The sequence below is a fragment of the Mesorhizobium sp. Root552 genome (assembly GCF_001427285.1).
Taxonomy (GTDB): domain Bacteria; phylum Pseudomonadota; class Alphaproteobacteria; order Rhizobiales; family Rhizobiaceae; genus Mesorhizobium.
The window spans coordinates 163,557-177,375 of record NZ_LMFV01000062.1 but is presented as its reverse complement, the minus strand read 5'-3'; the positions used below and the strand labels follow the sequence as shown (position 1 = coordinate 177,375).

Annotated in this window: 15 protein-coding genes and 3 tRNA genes; 6 read left to right on the top strand and 12 right to left on the bottom strand. The window is 60.0% G+C overall.

Annotated features, from left to right (window positions below):
* The 3 genes from ASD50_RS22830 to ASD50_RS21715 all read right to left on the bottom strand — a co-directional run.
* A partial coding sequence (locus ASD50_RS22830; protein ID WP_036253268.1) for a GTP-binding protein occupies positions 1–98 on the bottom strand: 98 nt, incomplete at its 3' end.
* A gap of 305 nt (positions 99–403) precedes the next feature.
* Positions 404–477, bottom strand: a tRNA-Gly gene (locus tag ASD50_RS21720).
* Between the two features lie 24 nt (positions 478–501).
* Positions 502–586 (bottom strand) — tRNA-Tyr (locus ASD50_RS21715).
* Between the two features lie 194 nt (positions 587–780).
* On the opposite strand from ASD50_RS21715, the gene ASD50_RS21710 reads away from it, so the two are divergent.
* Entirely contained in the window at positions 781–1,641 is an 861-nt protein-coding gene (locus ASD50_RS21710) for a TrmH family RNA methyltransferase (RefSeq protein WP_056246312.1), read from the top strand.
* 66 nt (positions 1,642–1,707) lie between these two features.
* Here ASD50_RS21710 and ASD50_RS21705 read toward each other — a convergent pair whose 3' ends face one another.
* The 3 genes from ASD50_RS21705 to gcl are packed head-to-tail and all read right to left on the bottom strand — an operon-like array spanning position 1,708 to position 5,221.
* On the bottom strand, positions 1,708–2,592 hold the full coding sequence (locus tag ASD50_RS21705) for a 2-hydroxy-3-oxopropionate reductase (RefSeq protein WP_056246308.1): 885 nt from the start codon (positions 2,590–2,592) through the stop codon (positions 1,708–1,710).
* Between the two features lie 25 nt (positions 2,593–2,617).
* The gene (otnI, locus tag ASD50_RS21700) at positions 2,618–3,415 is read right to left on the bottom strand and encodes a 2-oxo-tetronate isomerase (protein WP_056246305.1); all 798 of its coding nucleotides are present in this window, start codon (positions 3,413–3,415) and stop codon (positions 2,618–2,620) included.
* Between the two features lie 24 nt (positions 3,416–3,439).
* A complete protein-coding gene (gene gcl, locus ASD50_RS21695) occupies positions 3,440–5,221 on the bottom strand; it encodes a glyoxylate carboligase (RefSeq protein ID WP_056246302.1) in 1,782 nt (593 codons plus the stop codon).
* 211 nt (positions 5,222–5,432) lie between these two features.
* Between gcl and bhcR the strand changes: the two genes are divergently transcribed.
* A complete protein-coding gene (gene bhcR, locus ASD50_RS21690) occupies positions 5,433–6,248 on the top strand; it encodes an HTH-type transcriptional regulator BhcR (protein ID WP_056246299.1) in 816 nt (271 codons plus the stop codon).
* Positions 6,249–6,290: 42 nt separating this feature from the next.
* Here bhcR and ASD50_RS23585 read toward each other — a convergent pair whose 3' ends face one another.
* Positions 6,291–6,461: a hypothetical protein gene (locus ASD50_RS23585; protein ID WP_164480456.1), complete on the bottom strand. Its 171-nt coding sequence runs from the start codon at positions 6,459–6,461 to the stop codon at positions 6,291–6,293.
* A 145-nt stretch (positions 6,462–6,606) separates the two neighbouring features.
* Here ASD50_RS23585 and ASD50_RS21685 point away from each other — a divergent pair.
* Positions 6,607–6,682, top strand: a tRNA-Thr gene (locus tag ASD50_RS21685).
* 96 nt (positions 6,683–6,778) lie between these two features.
* Here the strand turns inward: ASD50_RS21685 and ASD50_RS21680 are convergent.
* Together ASD50_RS21680 and ASD50_RS21675 are read right to left on the bottom strand one after the other, a co-directional pair.
* Positions 6,779–7,351 carry a UbiX family flavin prenyltransferase gene (locus ASD50_RS21680; RefSeq protein WP_056246296.1) on the bottom strand — a complete coding sequence of 191 codons (573 nt, stop codon included), beginning with the start codon at positions 7,349–7,351 and terminating at the stop codon, positions 6,779–6,781.
* Positions 7,336–8,853 carry a UbiD family decarboxylase gene (locus ASD50_RS21675; RefSeq protein WP_056246293.1) on the bottom strand — a complete coding sequence of 506 codons (1,518 nt, stop codon included), beginning with the start codon at positions 8,851–8,853 and terminating at the stop codon, positions 7,336–7,338. The genes ASD50_RS21680 and ASD50_RS21675 overlap by 16 nt, the downstream gene beginning before the upstream one ends.
* Positions 8,854–9,060: 207 nt before the next feature.
* On the opposite strand from ASD50_RS21675, the gene ubiT reads away from it, so the two are divergent.
* Genes ubiT through ubiV form a run of 3 tightly spaced genes read left to right on the top strand, consistent with a single transcriptional unit; the run spans position 9,061 to position 11,507 of the window.
* Positions 9,061–9,609, top strand: coding sequence for a ubiquinone anaerobic biosynthesis accessory factor UbiT (ubiT, locus tag ASD50_RS21670; RefSeq protein WP_056246290.1), 549 nt, complete (start codon positions 9,061–9,063; stop codon positions 9,607–9,609).
* 7 nt (positions 9,610–9,616) lie between these two features.
* The gene (ubiU, locus tag ASD50_RS21665) at positions 9,617–10,600 is read left to right on the top strand and encodes a ubiquinone anaerobic biosynthesis protein UbiU (RefSeq protein WP_156465219.1); all 984 of its coding nucleotides are present in this window, start codon (positions 9,617–9,619) and stop codon (positions 10,598–10,600) included.
* 4 nt (positions 10,601–10,604) lie between these two features.
* Positions 10,605–11,507 (top strand): ubiquinone anaerobic biosynthesis protein UbiV, encoded by a 903-nt coding sequence (ubiV, locus tag ASD50_RS21660; RefSeq protein WP_056246284.1) that lies wholly within the window; start codon positions 10,605–10,607, stop codon positions 11,505–11,507.
* Between the two features lie 21 nt (positions 11,508–11,528).
* Here the strand turns inward: ubiV and ASD50_RS21655 are convergent, their stop codons facing one another.
* The 3 genes from ASD50_RS21655 to ASD50_RS21645 form a co-directional block, all read right to left on the bottom strand.
* Positions 11,529–11,963, bottom strand: coding sequence for a hypothetical protein (locus ASD50_RS21655; RefSeq protein WP_056246281.1), 435 nt, complete (start codon positions 11,961–11,963; stop codon positions 11,529–11,531).
* 143 nt (positions 11,964–12,106) lie between these two features.
* Positions 12,107–13,270, bottom strand: coding sequence for a cytochrome P450 (locus ASD50_RS21650; RefSeq protein ID WP_056246278.1), 1,164 nt, complete (start codon positions 13,268–13,270; stop codon positions 12,107–12,109).
* Between the two features lie 127 nt (positions 13,271–13,397).
* Entirely contained in the window at positions 13,398–13,802 is a 405-nt protein-coding gene (locus ASD50_RS21645) for a bacteriohemerythrin (RefSeq protein ID WP_056246274.1), read from the bottom strand.
* Positions 13,803–13,819 lie beyond the last annotated feature (17 nt).

Sequence of the window (13,819 nt, the reverse complement as noted above, 5' to 3'; positions counted from 1 at the left end):
GTGATCGCGGCCGTCAACGACGTCTTGCCATGGTCAACGTGACCAATCGTGCCAATGTTCACATGAGGCTTCGTGCGCTCGAATTTACCTTTTGCCATAGTCTCTTTCCTTGGGCGCGAGGACCTTGGTTCAGTCGGATGCGGGGCGATTAGCGACAACGGCCCAAAAACACAAGCGTTTTTGCCAGAACCGCCGCCGCAGCAATTCTCTTGCACGTCCAACTGTGGTGATCGGCCAGATATAGTGTGGGGCACACAGGAATTTAAGGGTCTTACCTGCCGCGCTGAACGTAGGTCATCCAGAACAGCCGAAAGGCTCAAAACGCGACTGGCAAGCACCGAGGTTCAAAGCTGCGCTCTCGAGGCGATTCCGCAAAATTGGAACTATCTGGGAGAAAGTTGTCTGGAGCGGGTGAAGGGAATCGAACCCTCGTATTCAGCTTGGAAGGCTGCTGCTCTACCATTGAGCTACACCCGCGCCGCTTGGTCTCCGGTCCGGCAGTGGTGGAGGAGGTTGGATTCGAACCAACGTAGGCTAAGCCAACGGATTTACAGTCCGTCCCCTTTAACCACTCGGGCACTCCTCCAGTCTGCCGACGGAGACTTGCTGCGAGGCATTTCACCGATCCCGGAAAACATTCCCGCAGCCCGAAATCCGCGAAGCGCCTTATGGCCGCAAGGTTCTGGAGTGTCAACCGCGAAGCAGGCCTTTTTCGTCGCAGTTCTTGTGCCACCGCCGACGGCCATAGGCAAAGTGGGATGACACCGCTATAGAACCCGCATGACCGATCCCAAAAAGCCCGGCAAACTGGCCGGAACTCCAAAAGATTCCCACTATGCCAAACTACGGCGCGCTTACCGCGACGAGAAGGCCGGCGGCACGCCTGCCTTCCGTTCGCGACCCGCGCAACCGCCGGGCGAACAGGTGGAAGATGGATTGGTGCGGCTTTATGGGCTGCACACCGTGCGTGCCGCGCTGGACAACCCGCGCCGCAAGATTCGCAAGATGCTGGTAACGCGCAATGCAGCCGAGCGGCTTGGCATCGAAGACGTTGCCGCCCTGTCCTTTCCGGCAGAGTTTGCCGAACCGCGCGACATCGACAAGATCACGGGTTCTGATGCCGTGCACCAAGGCGTCCTGATCGAAGCTGAACCACTGAAGCCAAAACGGCTGGACGCGCTCGGCGAAACAAATCTGATACTGGTTCTCGATCAGGTTACCGATCCGCACAATGTCGGCGCGATCCTGCGCTCGGCGGTCGCTTTCGGTGCGGGCGCGCTGATCACCACCGCTCGCCATAGTCCAACCGAATCCGGCGTGCTGGCGAAATCCGCATCCGGTGCGCTCGAACACATCGACCAGATCGAGGTGCGCAATCTTGCCGATGCGCTTGGCCAGTTGCACGAAGCCGGCTTCCAGACCATAGGCTTGGATTCCGACGGGCCGGCAGAGCTGGAAGAGACCTTTTCGGGCGAAAAGATCGCCTTGGTGCTGGGAGCCGAGGGCAAGGGACTGCGCCAGAAGACCCGTGAAACCGTCACCGCGCTGGCACGTCTCGACATGCCGGGGGCTATCCGCTCGCTCAACGTGTCGAACGCCACGGCTGTTGCACTCTATGCGGCAAGAAAATTCCTGAAATAGCGGCAGGCGGCGAACGAACCCCGTTGGGAACGGAACCAGAAATCCGTTCGCCACCTGCTTTATCGGTTATGCAACGTCGTGTCCGGCCATCCGCTCCAGCGCCTTGACCAGCCCGGAATGATCGTCCTTTCCTCCGCCATTGGCGGCGCAGGAGTTGAAGAGTTGCTGCGTGGTCGAAGTGTTGGGCAGCGAGACGCCCAGCGACTTCGCGCCTTCCAGCGCAAGGTTCAGGTCCTTCTGGTGAAGTTCGATGCGGAAACCGGGCGCAAAGGTGCGCTTGATCATGCGCTCGCCGTGAACCTCAAGAATGCGCGACGAAGCCAGCCCACCCATCAGCGCCTGGCGTACCTTGGCCGGGTCGGCACCAGCCTTTGATGCAAACACCAGCGCCTCGGCCACGGCTTCGATGGTCAGCGCGACCACGATCTGGTTCGCCACCTTGGTGGTCTGGCCGACACTGTTTGGACCCACAAGCGTGATGTTCTTGCCCATCTTCTCGAAGACCGGCTTTGCCCGCTCGAACGGCTTCTCCTCGCCACCGACCATGATCGTCAGTGATGCCGCCTTGGCGCCGACCTCGCCGCCAGACACGGGCGCATCGAGATAGTCGCAGCCAAGCGCATTGACATTCTTGGCAAACTCCTTGGTGGCGATCGGCGAGATCGAGCTCATGTCCACCACGAGTTTGCCATTGGACAAACCTGCAGCGACACCGTTTTCACCAAACAGCACTTCATCCACCTGAGGCGTGTCGGGAACCATGGTGATGATGATGTCGGCGGCCTTGGCGACCGCGTTGTTGCCGGTAACGGTCTTCAGGCCCTTGGCGACGAGGTCCGCCGGAGCCTTCGACCTATGGTCAGTGGTAATAACCGTATAGCCGGCATCCAGAAGGTGCCCCGCCATCGGCGCACCCATAATGCCAAGGCCGATGAAGCCGATCTTTTCCATTGTTCTTCTCCGATGGTCTTTTCAATCAGGCGGCAACACTGCCCTTGCCGGCGAACGGCTTGAACCAGCCAAGCCCGGCTTCGGTGCCGGCATTCGGCTTGTATTCCGCGCCGACCCAGCCCGAGTAACCGAGGCGATCAATCAGGTCGTAGAGGAACGGATAGTTGATCTCGCCCGTACCCGGCTCGCGACGGCCGGGATTGTCCGCAAGCTGGATATGCGCGATGCGGCCAAGGTTCGCCTCTATCGTACGGGCGAGATCCCCCTCCATGATCTGCATGTGGTAGATGTCATACTGCAAATAGAGGTTCGGCGAGCCGACCTTTTCGATCAGGTCGAGCCCCTGCCGGGTATTGGTCAGGAAGAAGCCCGGAATGTCGCGCGTGTTGATCGGCTCGATCAAAAGGCGAATGCCGGCCTGGCCAAGCTTTTCAGCGGCAAATTTGAGGTTGCCGACGAAAGCCTTTTCCAGCTCCTCGCGGGCTACGCCAGCCGGCGCAATGCCGGCAAGGCAGTTGACCTGCGGGCAACCCAGCGCCTTGGCGTAGGTTATGGCCTTGTCGACGCCGGCGCGAAACTCCTCGACCCGGTCGGGCAAAACGGCGATTCCGCGCTCGCCCTTGGCCCAGTCGCCGGAGGGAACGTTGAACAGCACCTGGCTGAGGCCGTTCTTCTTCAGGCGAGCGGCCACCACGTCGGGGGCATGGTCGTATGGCCCCAGATATTCGACCCCCTTGAAGCCCGCGCGGGCTGCTGCATCGAAGCGGTCGAGGAAATCATGCTCGTTGAAAAGCATCGAAAGATTGGCTGAAAACCGTGGCATGGCAGTATTTCCTTACAAACTGATTCAATCGAGCAGGAGGATGGCGGAAGGCGCGTCCTCGTTCCTTTCGGCAAGCTCTTCGAATTCGGTGATATTGTCGATCTCGGTGCCCATCGAAATGTTGGTGACACGCTCGAGAATGAATTCGAGCACCACCGGCACCTGATGTTCCTTCATCAGGCGTTCGGCTTCGGCAAAGGCGTTGGCAAATTCCTCCGGCTTGCGAACACGGATTGCCTTGCAGCCCATCGCCTCGGCGACAGCGACATGATCGACGCCATAGCCGGCTTCGGCATCGCCGGACGAATTGATATTCTCGAAGGCGAGGCTCACCTCATAATCCATCGAGAACCCGCGCTGCGCCTGACGGATAAGGCCGAGATAGGCGTTGTTCACCAGAACGTGGATGTAAGGCAGCTTGTGCTGGGCGCCGACTGCCAGTTCCTCGATCATGAACTGGAAATCGTAGTCGCCCGACAGGGCAACGATATTTGCATCGGGACGCGCCGCGCGAACGCCCAGCGCCGCCGGCAGCGTCCAGCCAAGAGGCCCGGCCTGGCCGCAATTGATCCAGTTGCGGGGCTTGTAGACGTGCAGGAACTGAGCGCCGGCAATCTGGCTCAACCCAATGGTGGTGACAAAAGTGGTGTCGCGTCCGAAGGCCTTGGTCATCTCCTCGTAGACGCGCTGCGGCTTCAACGGCACCTGGTCGAAGTGCGTCTTGCGCTTCATGGTCTTCTTGCGCTGCTGGCATTCCTTGGCCCAGCCGGACCAGTCGCGCAATTTGCCGGCCGTCTTCCACTCCGTGGCGACATCCAGCAGCATCTTCAATGCTGCTCCTGCATCCGACACCAGGCCAAGATCAGGCGCGAAGACACGGCCGATCTGTGTCGGCTCGATGTCCACGTGAACGAACTTCTTGCCCTTGGTATAGGTCTCGACTGAACCGGTATGCCGGTTTGCCCAGCGGTTGCCGATGCCGAAGACAAAATCCGAGGCCAGCATCGTCGCATTGCCGTAGCGGTGTGAAGTCTGCAGTCCACACATGCCGGCCATCAGACGATGATCGTCCGGGATCGTCCCCCACCCCATCAGGGTCGGAACGACCGGAACACCGGTGATCTCGGCGAACTCGATGAGAAGGTCGGACGCATCGGCATTGATGATGCCCCCGCCAGCGACGATCAGCGGCTTTTCCGCCTCATTCAGCATCGACAATGCCTTTTCGGCCTGCGTCCGCGTCAGCGTTGGCTTGAAGACCTGCAACGGCTCGTATGCGTCGATGTCGAAGTCGATCTCGGCAAGTTGGACATCGACGGGCAGGTCGACCAACACCGGTCCCGGACGCGACGAGCGCATCAGGTGGAATGCCTTCTGCAGCACCATCGGAACCAGGTACGGCTCCATGACTGTGACTGCCCACTTGCAGACCGGAGCAGCGATGGCCGCGATATCGACCGCCTGGAAATCTTCCTTGTTGAGACGGGCGCGCGGCGCCTGCCCGGTGATGCAAAGGATAGGAATTGAATCGGCGGAAGCCGAATACAGGCCAGTGATCATGTCGGTACCGGCTGGACCGGATGTGCCGATGCACACACCGATATTGCCTGCCTTGGCGCGCGTGTAGCCCTCAGCCATGTGCGAAGCGCCTTCGACATGGCGCGCCAGCACGTGACGGACCGTGCCCCGCGCCTTCAAGGCCGAATAGAGCGGGTTGATGGCGGCTCCCGGCACGCCGAAGGCGCATGAAATGCCTTCCTTTTCGAGAACGAGAACGGCGGCATCGACGGCGCGCATTCTAGCCATGGCAGTATCCTCTATCGGAGATGATCTTGATGACCCCGACTCTGCCATTCGCTGCGCGAGTTTTCAATTTTTTCAAAATAATTTTTCATTTCTATGAAAACTAGCCAACATACTGAATAGGCTTGTATTTCCGTTTTTCAGTTTACATCGCTGCAAACGGAATAAAATATTTTTTCATTGCGCTACGGGAAAACTCGGTCAATATGCGGGAATGGATACGGTCGAAAAGCGCCAGCGTGGGCGACCACGCTCGTTCAATACATCTGCCGAAACAGGGTCGGTGCAAGCGCTCGACCGCGCGCTCCGCATTCTGGCAATCGTGGCGGAAGGCAGCGGGCTTTCACTGAGCGAGATTGCAGATAGTTCCGGCATCGCCGCCTCCACCGCCTATCGGATGCTGACCACGCTTGAGAACCACGGCATGGTCGAGTTCGACAAGACGGAGCAGCTCTGGTCGATCGGCGTCGAAACCTACCGCATGGGGTCGGCATTCCTGCGCAGCCGCAAGCTGGTCGACCGCGCCCGCATCGTGATGCAGGATTTGATGGAAAAGACGGGGGAAACCGCCAATCTCGGCGTGGCGGAAGACGACTGCGTGGTGTTCGTCAGCCAGGTCGAGACCCATCAGGCAATCCGCGCATTCTTCAGACCGGGTACGCGAACGGCCTTCCATGCCTCAGGCATCGGCAAGGCAGTTCTGGCGCATCTGGACGAAGAACGCGTCGCGGCAATCATCAAGAAGGCCGGCTTGGAAGCCTTCACCGAAAAAACGCTTTCGACGATGCCCGCCCTCACCCGCAATCTTGCCGAGATCAAGGCGCGCGGCTGGTCGGTCGATGACGAGGAGCGCAATTTCGGCATGCGTTGCGTGGCGGCCGCGATCTTCAACGAGTTCGGCGAGCCGGTCGGTGGCGTCTCCGTTTCAGGCCCGACGGTTCGGGTAACACCGGAAAGGCTTTTTGAGATTGGGCCAGCGGTGCGCGATGCCGCGGCGGCGATCACCGCCATGATCGGCGGCAAGGCCTGACGCCTCCGGGCGGACAGGCCAATCGCAAGCACCTTTTCACGACTACCAGCCCATGCCCGTGACGTGATGGAGATAGAAGGCAAGCGCCACAAACCCGATCATTGCCGCGATACCCGTCCAGTCGATGTTCTTCCGCCTCAAAAGTCGCAAAACGTTGAGGAGAACCAGCCAGACGGCAAGAACGATCAAGGCAATCACGACAAATCGGATCATCGAGCTCCCTCCACTCCGGGATTGTGCGACCAATACAGGATGTAGGAAGCAATCGTCGGATTTTCATGCTCGGTTGATGGTTGAAGCGGCTGCGTCAGGACATTTGTCTTTACTGGAGCGGCAAATATGCTAACCGGAGCGCCATGCCCTTGTAGCTCAGCTGGTAGAGCAGCGGTTTTGTAAACCGAAGGTCGCGGGTTCGATTCCTGCCGGGGGCACCATCTCTCAAAGCCAAAACGTCCGTTACCCCGCTGTCTCCAGGAGGGATATGGCTGCGGTTCCAAGTTGCAGAAGCCGACAGTCCCCCGCCGCCCTTGTCAGGACAAGCCTTCCCACCGCGTCATCTGCCCGCCGGGGTCGATGCCCGCCCAATTTATCAGCCGAGCTACAATTTCGCGCAACAGATCCTCGATGGAAGCTGGCCGCGTGTAGAAGGGCGGTACGGGCGGGGCGATAGTCGCACCCATTCTGGAAAGCTTCAGCATGGCCTCAAGATGGCCTTCATGCAAAGGCGCCTCGCGCGGCGCGACGACCAGCCGCCGCCGCTCCTTCAACACCACATCGGCTGCCCTTGTCAGGAGGCTGTCGCCCACGCCATAGGCCATCGTGGCGAGGCTCCGCATCGAGCAAGGCACCACGATCATGCCTTCCGTGCGGAACGAGCCGCTGGCAATCGGGGCCGCCAGGTTGCGACACGAATGCACGTGATCCGCTGCCGCCCTCATGCGGCCAACACCATCGCTTCCAAGCTCATGGTCTATGGTCAATTGCGCACTCTGCGAAATGACCAGATGCGTTTCCACTTTGGCGGCCGCAAGCTGCAAAAGCGTTTCCAACGCCAGGGCCGATCCCGAGGCCCCGGTTACGCCGACGATCAGGCGCTTGCGCATACCGCCTCCACCGAGCCGGCCGGAAAGAACTCCGCCCAGCGCTGCTCGACCTGCCGGGCGATAGCTGCATCCATATCCAGTTTCACGCCCCACTCGCGGCTGGTTTCGGCACCGATCTTGCCTGTTGCGTCGAAGCCGATCTTTCCACCAAGACCTTCAAGCGGCGAGGCAAAGTCGAGCTGGTCGATGGGCGTGCGATCAGCGAGAAGAACGTCGCGCGAAGGATCCATACGCGTGGCAAGCGCCCACATCACATCCTGCCACGAGCGGATGTCGATGTCGTCGTCCACCACGACGATCATCTTGGTCATGGAGAATTGCGGCAGCAGCGACCAGAAACCCATCATGACGCGCCGCGCCTGTCCCGCATATTTCTTGCTGATCGAGATCACGGCCATTCTGTAGGAACATGCTTCGGGCGGAAGCCAGAGATCGACGATTTCAGGTATCTGCTGGCGCACCAGCGGCTTGAATACGTCGAGAAGCGCGGCTCCCATGACAGACGGCTCGTCGGGCGCACGGCCCGTGAAGGTGGTCAGATAATTCGCGCTGTCACGCATGCGCACGCGCAAGAGCTTGAATACGGGGTATTGCTCAGGCGCGTTATAGTACCCGGTATGGTCGCCGAACGGCCCTTCGAGCGCAGTCTCGGTAGGGGAAACCAAGCCTTCAAGGACGATTTCCGCGCTAGTCGGCACGTTGAGCTCGATGCTGGCACAGGGAGCAAGTGCTACACGACGGTTGCCGATAATGCCCGAGAGAGCAAGCTCCGACACACCTTCGGGTGCCGGCATGACCGAGGCGAGCAAGGTCGCCGGATCCGCTCCGATGACTATTGCCAAGGGCATTTCCCTGCCGGCTGCCTTCCACATGCGATGATGGGCTGCGCCGCCGCGCATCGGCAGCCAGCGCACGATGGCGCGGTCGCGGCCTATAACCTGCATGCGGTAGACACCCAGATTGTAGGCGCTGGTGTCGTCCTCGCCCGGCGGACGGCTCACCACTATCGGCCAGGTGATGAGAGGGCCTGCATCTCCGGGCCAGCATGTCTGGATCGGCAGCAGCGAGAAGTCCGGATCGACAGCTCTCCACTCCTTCGGCGCGCCGACAATCTTGGGCCTCGCCTGAAGCGCGTTGAGCGCAGCGGGCAAAAGCAGGCGAGCCTGGCTGAAATTCCGTGGCGGCTGCGGCGAACGCATCCATGAAAGCAGCGCACCCAGATCTTCAAGCCCATCCGGCTCGGTGCCGAGCCCCCAGGCCACGCGCTCCTTGGTGCCAAACAGGTTCGCCACCACAGGCAGCGTTGAGAGGCGTGCATTGGAGTCAAGCGGTCGTGTTAGGCGAAGCGCCGGCCCATTGGCGGAAATCACCCTTCGATGCAGTTCGGTGAGTTCAAGCCGCGTCGAGACGGGCGCTGCAACCATACTCAACGCATGCCTGCCCTCCAGATAGGACAGGAATGAGCCGAGAGTGGGAAAATGGGGAAGTCTGCGCTGATACATGAACAATCCGGCGGCAGTTGATCCGCCGACGACGCCACCTTGTCACGACAGCGGCGAACCGACGTTGAGGGCGCGCAAAGAAACCAGCGCTCCACCACAGATTTCTTAGTCGGTTAATTAAAATACTGGTTTCTTTTTGCTGCGGCGCAAACTCAATTCCGCCCGCCCAATTTAACGTGCCTGCATCAGTGGCAGGAGGCATAGAGAGTGACGAAAGACGACGCGAGTTTGCCAGGGTTCATCCGGCGCTTCTTGCCGTCTTTTTCCGGCCAGCCCCTCGGCCCTTTGCTGACCATATCGCTGCGATCGCTGGCACGGCGAAGGCCGCAAGCATTCGAGCGGCTGGGCGAACATCGCAAAGCCCGTTTTCTCATCGACCCGACCGATCTGCCTTTCGCCTTCTCTGTCGTCCCGGATGGACCGGCTTCCATCGTACGAGCGACCGGCAAAACCGTAAGTGAACCCAACGACGTCATCATCCGCGGCCCGATACTGATGCTGCTTGGCATCCTGGACGGGACGCTGGACGGAGACGCGTTGTTTTTCCATCGCTCGATCTCCGTCAGTGGGCGCACCGAAGCCGTCGTTGCACTCCGAAATGCCATAGAAGATGCGGAGCTGCGCCCATCGGATATGCTCGGAATTGGTGGCCAGCTTGCGCACATTGCCGACACCGGCATCCTCGGCGGATTGGCCTTTGCCAGGCGAATTGCCGTCGGCGCGAGCGTTGAGCAGGGACACACTCATGACCGGTAACAAGCGCATGGAACTGGTCTGCCCCGCCGGTACTCCCGCAACCTTGCGCGCTGCAGTGCAGGCTGGCGCAGATGCAGTTTATTGCGGGTTTCGAGACGAGACGAACGCCCGCAACTTCCCGGGTCTCAACTTCTCGGCGGAAGAACTGGCAGCGGGGATACGCTTTGCCCACCACCACGGCAAAAAGGTACTGGTCGCCATCAACACCTTTGCGCGCGCTGGCAATACGGACGCCTGGCGAAGAGCGGCCGATACCGCTGTCCGATGCCGCGCCGACGCGGTGATTGCGGCCGATATCGCCGTGCTGGATCATATGGCCCAGAACCATCCAAAAACCCGCCTTCATTTGTCCGTGCAAGCTGCGGCGGCAACGCCGGAATCGATCCAGTTCTACGCGCAGGCATTTGGCGTTCGGCGCGTGGTGCTGCCGCGCGTACTTTCCGTGCAGGAGATCGGTGCGCTTAACAGGGCAATAAACGTCGAAACCGAAGCTTTCGTCTTTGGAGGCCTGTGCGTGATGATCGAGGGGCGGTGTTACCTGTCGTCTTATGGCGCAGGCAAATCTCCAAATCTCAATGGAGTGTGCTCGCCGCCCGAAATGGTGAGCTATGTCGAGGATAAGAATGGCACAGCCGCCAAGCTCGCCGACTTCACCATAGACCGCTACGAACCCGATGAACCGGCAGGTTACCCGACCTTGTGCAAGGGCAGGTTCAATGCCGGCGGCAAGACCGGTTACCTGTTCGAGGATCCAGTCAGCCTCAATGCCGGCAGCATGCTTGTATCGCTCAAGGCGGCGGGCGTCACAGCCCTCAAGATCGAGGGGCGCCAGCGCGGCAAAGGCTACGTGACGGAAGTGGTACGCGCTTTCAGGAAAGCGGTCGATGTCGCCGAGAGCGGCGGCGACGCGGTCGAGATCGACAGTATCCTCGCAAGCATGTCCGAAGGCGGTCGCCAGACAACCGGCGCCTATCGCAAGGCCTGGAGATAAATTCATGCAGCCAGTCGCTTTGACCTTGGGGCCTCTCTTTTTCCATTGGCCGGCCGAGAAGCTGAAAAGCTTCTACTTCCGCATCGCAGATGAAGCACCGGTGCAGCGCGTCCATGTCGGTGAGGTCGTCTGCGGCAAGCGAATGCCGTTCTCTGATCCGGCTTGGCCCGATATCATCGAAAGGCTGGAACGCGGCGGCAAGGAGGTCGTACTGTCCACTTTGGCAGCTCCCGCCACGACACGTGAACGACGTGCGGTTCAGGAACTTTGCACCGACGAGCGGCTGGTCGAGGTCAACGACATCACCGCAATTCCTGCCCGTTCCGGCAGAGCATTCGTGACCGGTCCGTTTCTCAACGTCTACAACGAGGCGACGGCGCGCTTTCTAATCCGGCATGGGGCGACCACGATCTGCCCTCCCGTCGAGCTATCGCTGGCGACCGTCAGCACGATCGCGGCGGCATGCCCCGAAGCCGATTTCGAGATGTTTGCTTTCGGGCGATTGCCGCTCGCACTTTCCGGCCGCTGTTATCATGCGCGCCTCCATGGGCTGCATAAGGATTCGTGCCAGTTCACCTGCGAGAAGGACCCCGATGGGCTGGTGGTCGATACGCTCGACGACCAGGCATTCCTGGCCATCAACGGTGTCCAGACATTGTCGGCTCAGGTGCATGCGGTGGTGGACAATGCGGATAGGCTCACCGGCCACGGCGTGCGCCGCCTGCGCCTTTCGCCCCACGACTGCGACATGGTGGAGGTAGCGAAAATCTACCAGCCCGTGGCCGAGGGAAAGTCGACCCCTGACGAAGCGCGCTTCCTCCTGAGCTGCATGAACCTGCCGGGCATTCTCGTGGACGGCTATTACCGAGGCGAAGCAGGTGCTAGCCGCGCGACTGCAGCGGAGTGACAAAGCCGGGACTGAACAGCCTTACGCCGCCAAGGAAGCGCCTTGGGGCGTTTTTCGGCTGTCGGTCAATATCTCCGCGAAATTGGCATGGTTTGCGCAGAAATTCCGGTAGTTGCTAGCGAAACCCGATGTCATGAGTTCATGCTGGCACCGGCTGCGGTGGGGGCATGTCACGCAGCTCCTTTGCATGTCCTGATACCACGCCGCGTGGCGGGAACTGAGCTGGCCCTGTTCGAGGTTGAGCGCGCGCATTGCTCCAGAGAGTAGATCCTGCGATGCGAATGCCTGCTGCATTGCGCTCCCGAATTCGAACGGCGTCAGGTTCCAGTCCCGCAAGGTGCGAGCCCTGTCTTCCGGGGCAATCTGTTCGAACTCACGAAGTGACGCAGCCCTTGCCATCCAGTCCTTGACGTAGACGACCGTAAATTTCGTTGCTGTCTGGATTGCGTTGATCATTGCCAACCTCCCTTTGAGCGGGTCTCGGGCGCTTCGCTGTCGCAAGCACACGAAGATGCTGTTTGGTCATGGATAGAACAAACGCTACCTAGGTTCGTTGAGCCGGAACAAAAAAGATGGGGCCGGGTTTCGAAGCAGAAACGTCAAGATATGCGTGCAATCAGCGACGAAAATCCACTCGCAGGATAGACCGCAATTTCCGGGGTTCGGCCCGGTGCAAGTGCGATTTGCCGGGTAGCCTTCAGCAACTCCTCCATGACTACACGCAGTTCCAGCCGCGCAAGCTGCGCACCGGGACAGACATGGATGCCTCGGCCATAGAGAAGGTTTTGTGAAGGATCGCGATCAAGGCGGAATTCATCGGGGTCGCCGAAAACCGCTTCATCGCGGTTCGCCGATGCCCACATGAGCGTTATGCGCTCCCCTGCCCCGATCTTGCGCCCGCCAATGTCCACCTCCGTGGTCGTGACGCGACGATTGGAGATCAATGGCGCGTGAATCCGCAGTATTTCATCTATGGCGGCAGGTAGGAGATACGGGCTCTCTCTGAGTTGCTGCTGAAGGTCGGACTTCTCTGCAAGATAATGGACCAGAATTCCCACGCACGCGGTTATGGTGCCCAATTCGCCAACGGTCCAGTTGCGCAGGATGCTGACGATCTCCTCATGATTGAGCAACCTGCCCTCGATCTTTTGCCGCAACAGCTCCGTCGTGATGTCGTCCGGCGCGTCTGGTCCAGCGTCGAGCCGCTCTTCCAGCAACTCGCTGATGTAGCCATCGAACTCAAGCGCTATCGCCGCCATAGCCTTGGTGTCCCTTGCCAAGGTGGCCCGATGGTTCTTGCGGACCCACAAAAGCAATGGCCCATGCAATCTCGCCGGCCAGCCGAGAAAAGCGCACTGGATCTGGATTGCAAAAAGCTGAGCAAGCTGCGTCACCAAATCGATCTCCGCTTCCCTTTTCAGGTTGGCCACGAGGTCGGCACTGATGGTCCTGCAGAGCGGCTCAAACGCCTCGACACGCGAAGGATCGAAATGCTGTTCGATCAATTGCCGGTACGCGGTATGCGCGGGTGGATCCATGCCACTGGGCACGGAAAGATGTGTAGAGACAACGCTCGAGAAGGTATGATGATCTTCCAGGGCGCGCACTACATCCTCGTGCCGAAACAGCGACCAGCCTAGATAGTCGCTGTATGCAACCGGGCAGCGGCGGCGCACCCTGTCATATGCCTCGATCTGGTCGGAAAGCACCTCGCCCGACCGAGGGTCCCATTCCGGGGGTGGCTTGTCCGACGTCCGGCGCATGGCGGTCCTTTTCTGAGATTCACGCGCCAGCCAGAGCCGTGACGCACTTGAACCTTCCCTATCCTGCAGCTGTGGAAAGGTCGTTGTGCAGGCTCAAACACATCCAAGCGCACGCCCCTTGGAAACTCTAGTGGTCGTGCGTGCCAAGACGATGATGAAGCCGCGCGTCATGTGTCCTGAAATGCCGGGTGAACCAGTCATCGAGGCGCTGTGAAAGCTGACGCGAGCCCGATTCGGGATCGGCTTCGTAGCCGTCCATGATGTCGCGAATGTCCTCCAGAAGCTGCTCATGCGCCTGCTTGTGCTCATCAAGCTGGTCATAACGGTGCTCGCGCATGAACTTCTCCTCAAGCGCGAAATGGGCGGAGATGCCGCGGAAAATCTCGCCGAGAAACGCCGCCACATCGGGCTTTTCCGCGTCGGCGACCAGTTGCTCGTGCAATTCGTTGATGAGGTCGATCAACTCGCGATGCTCGTGGTCAACCGCCTCGACGCCGACGCTGTAGTGGCTTTTCCATTCGATCAGGCCCATCGCATGCTCCTTGTTTC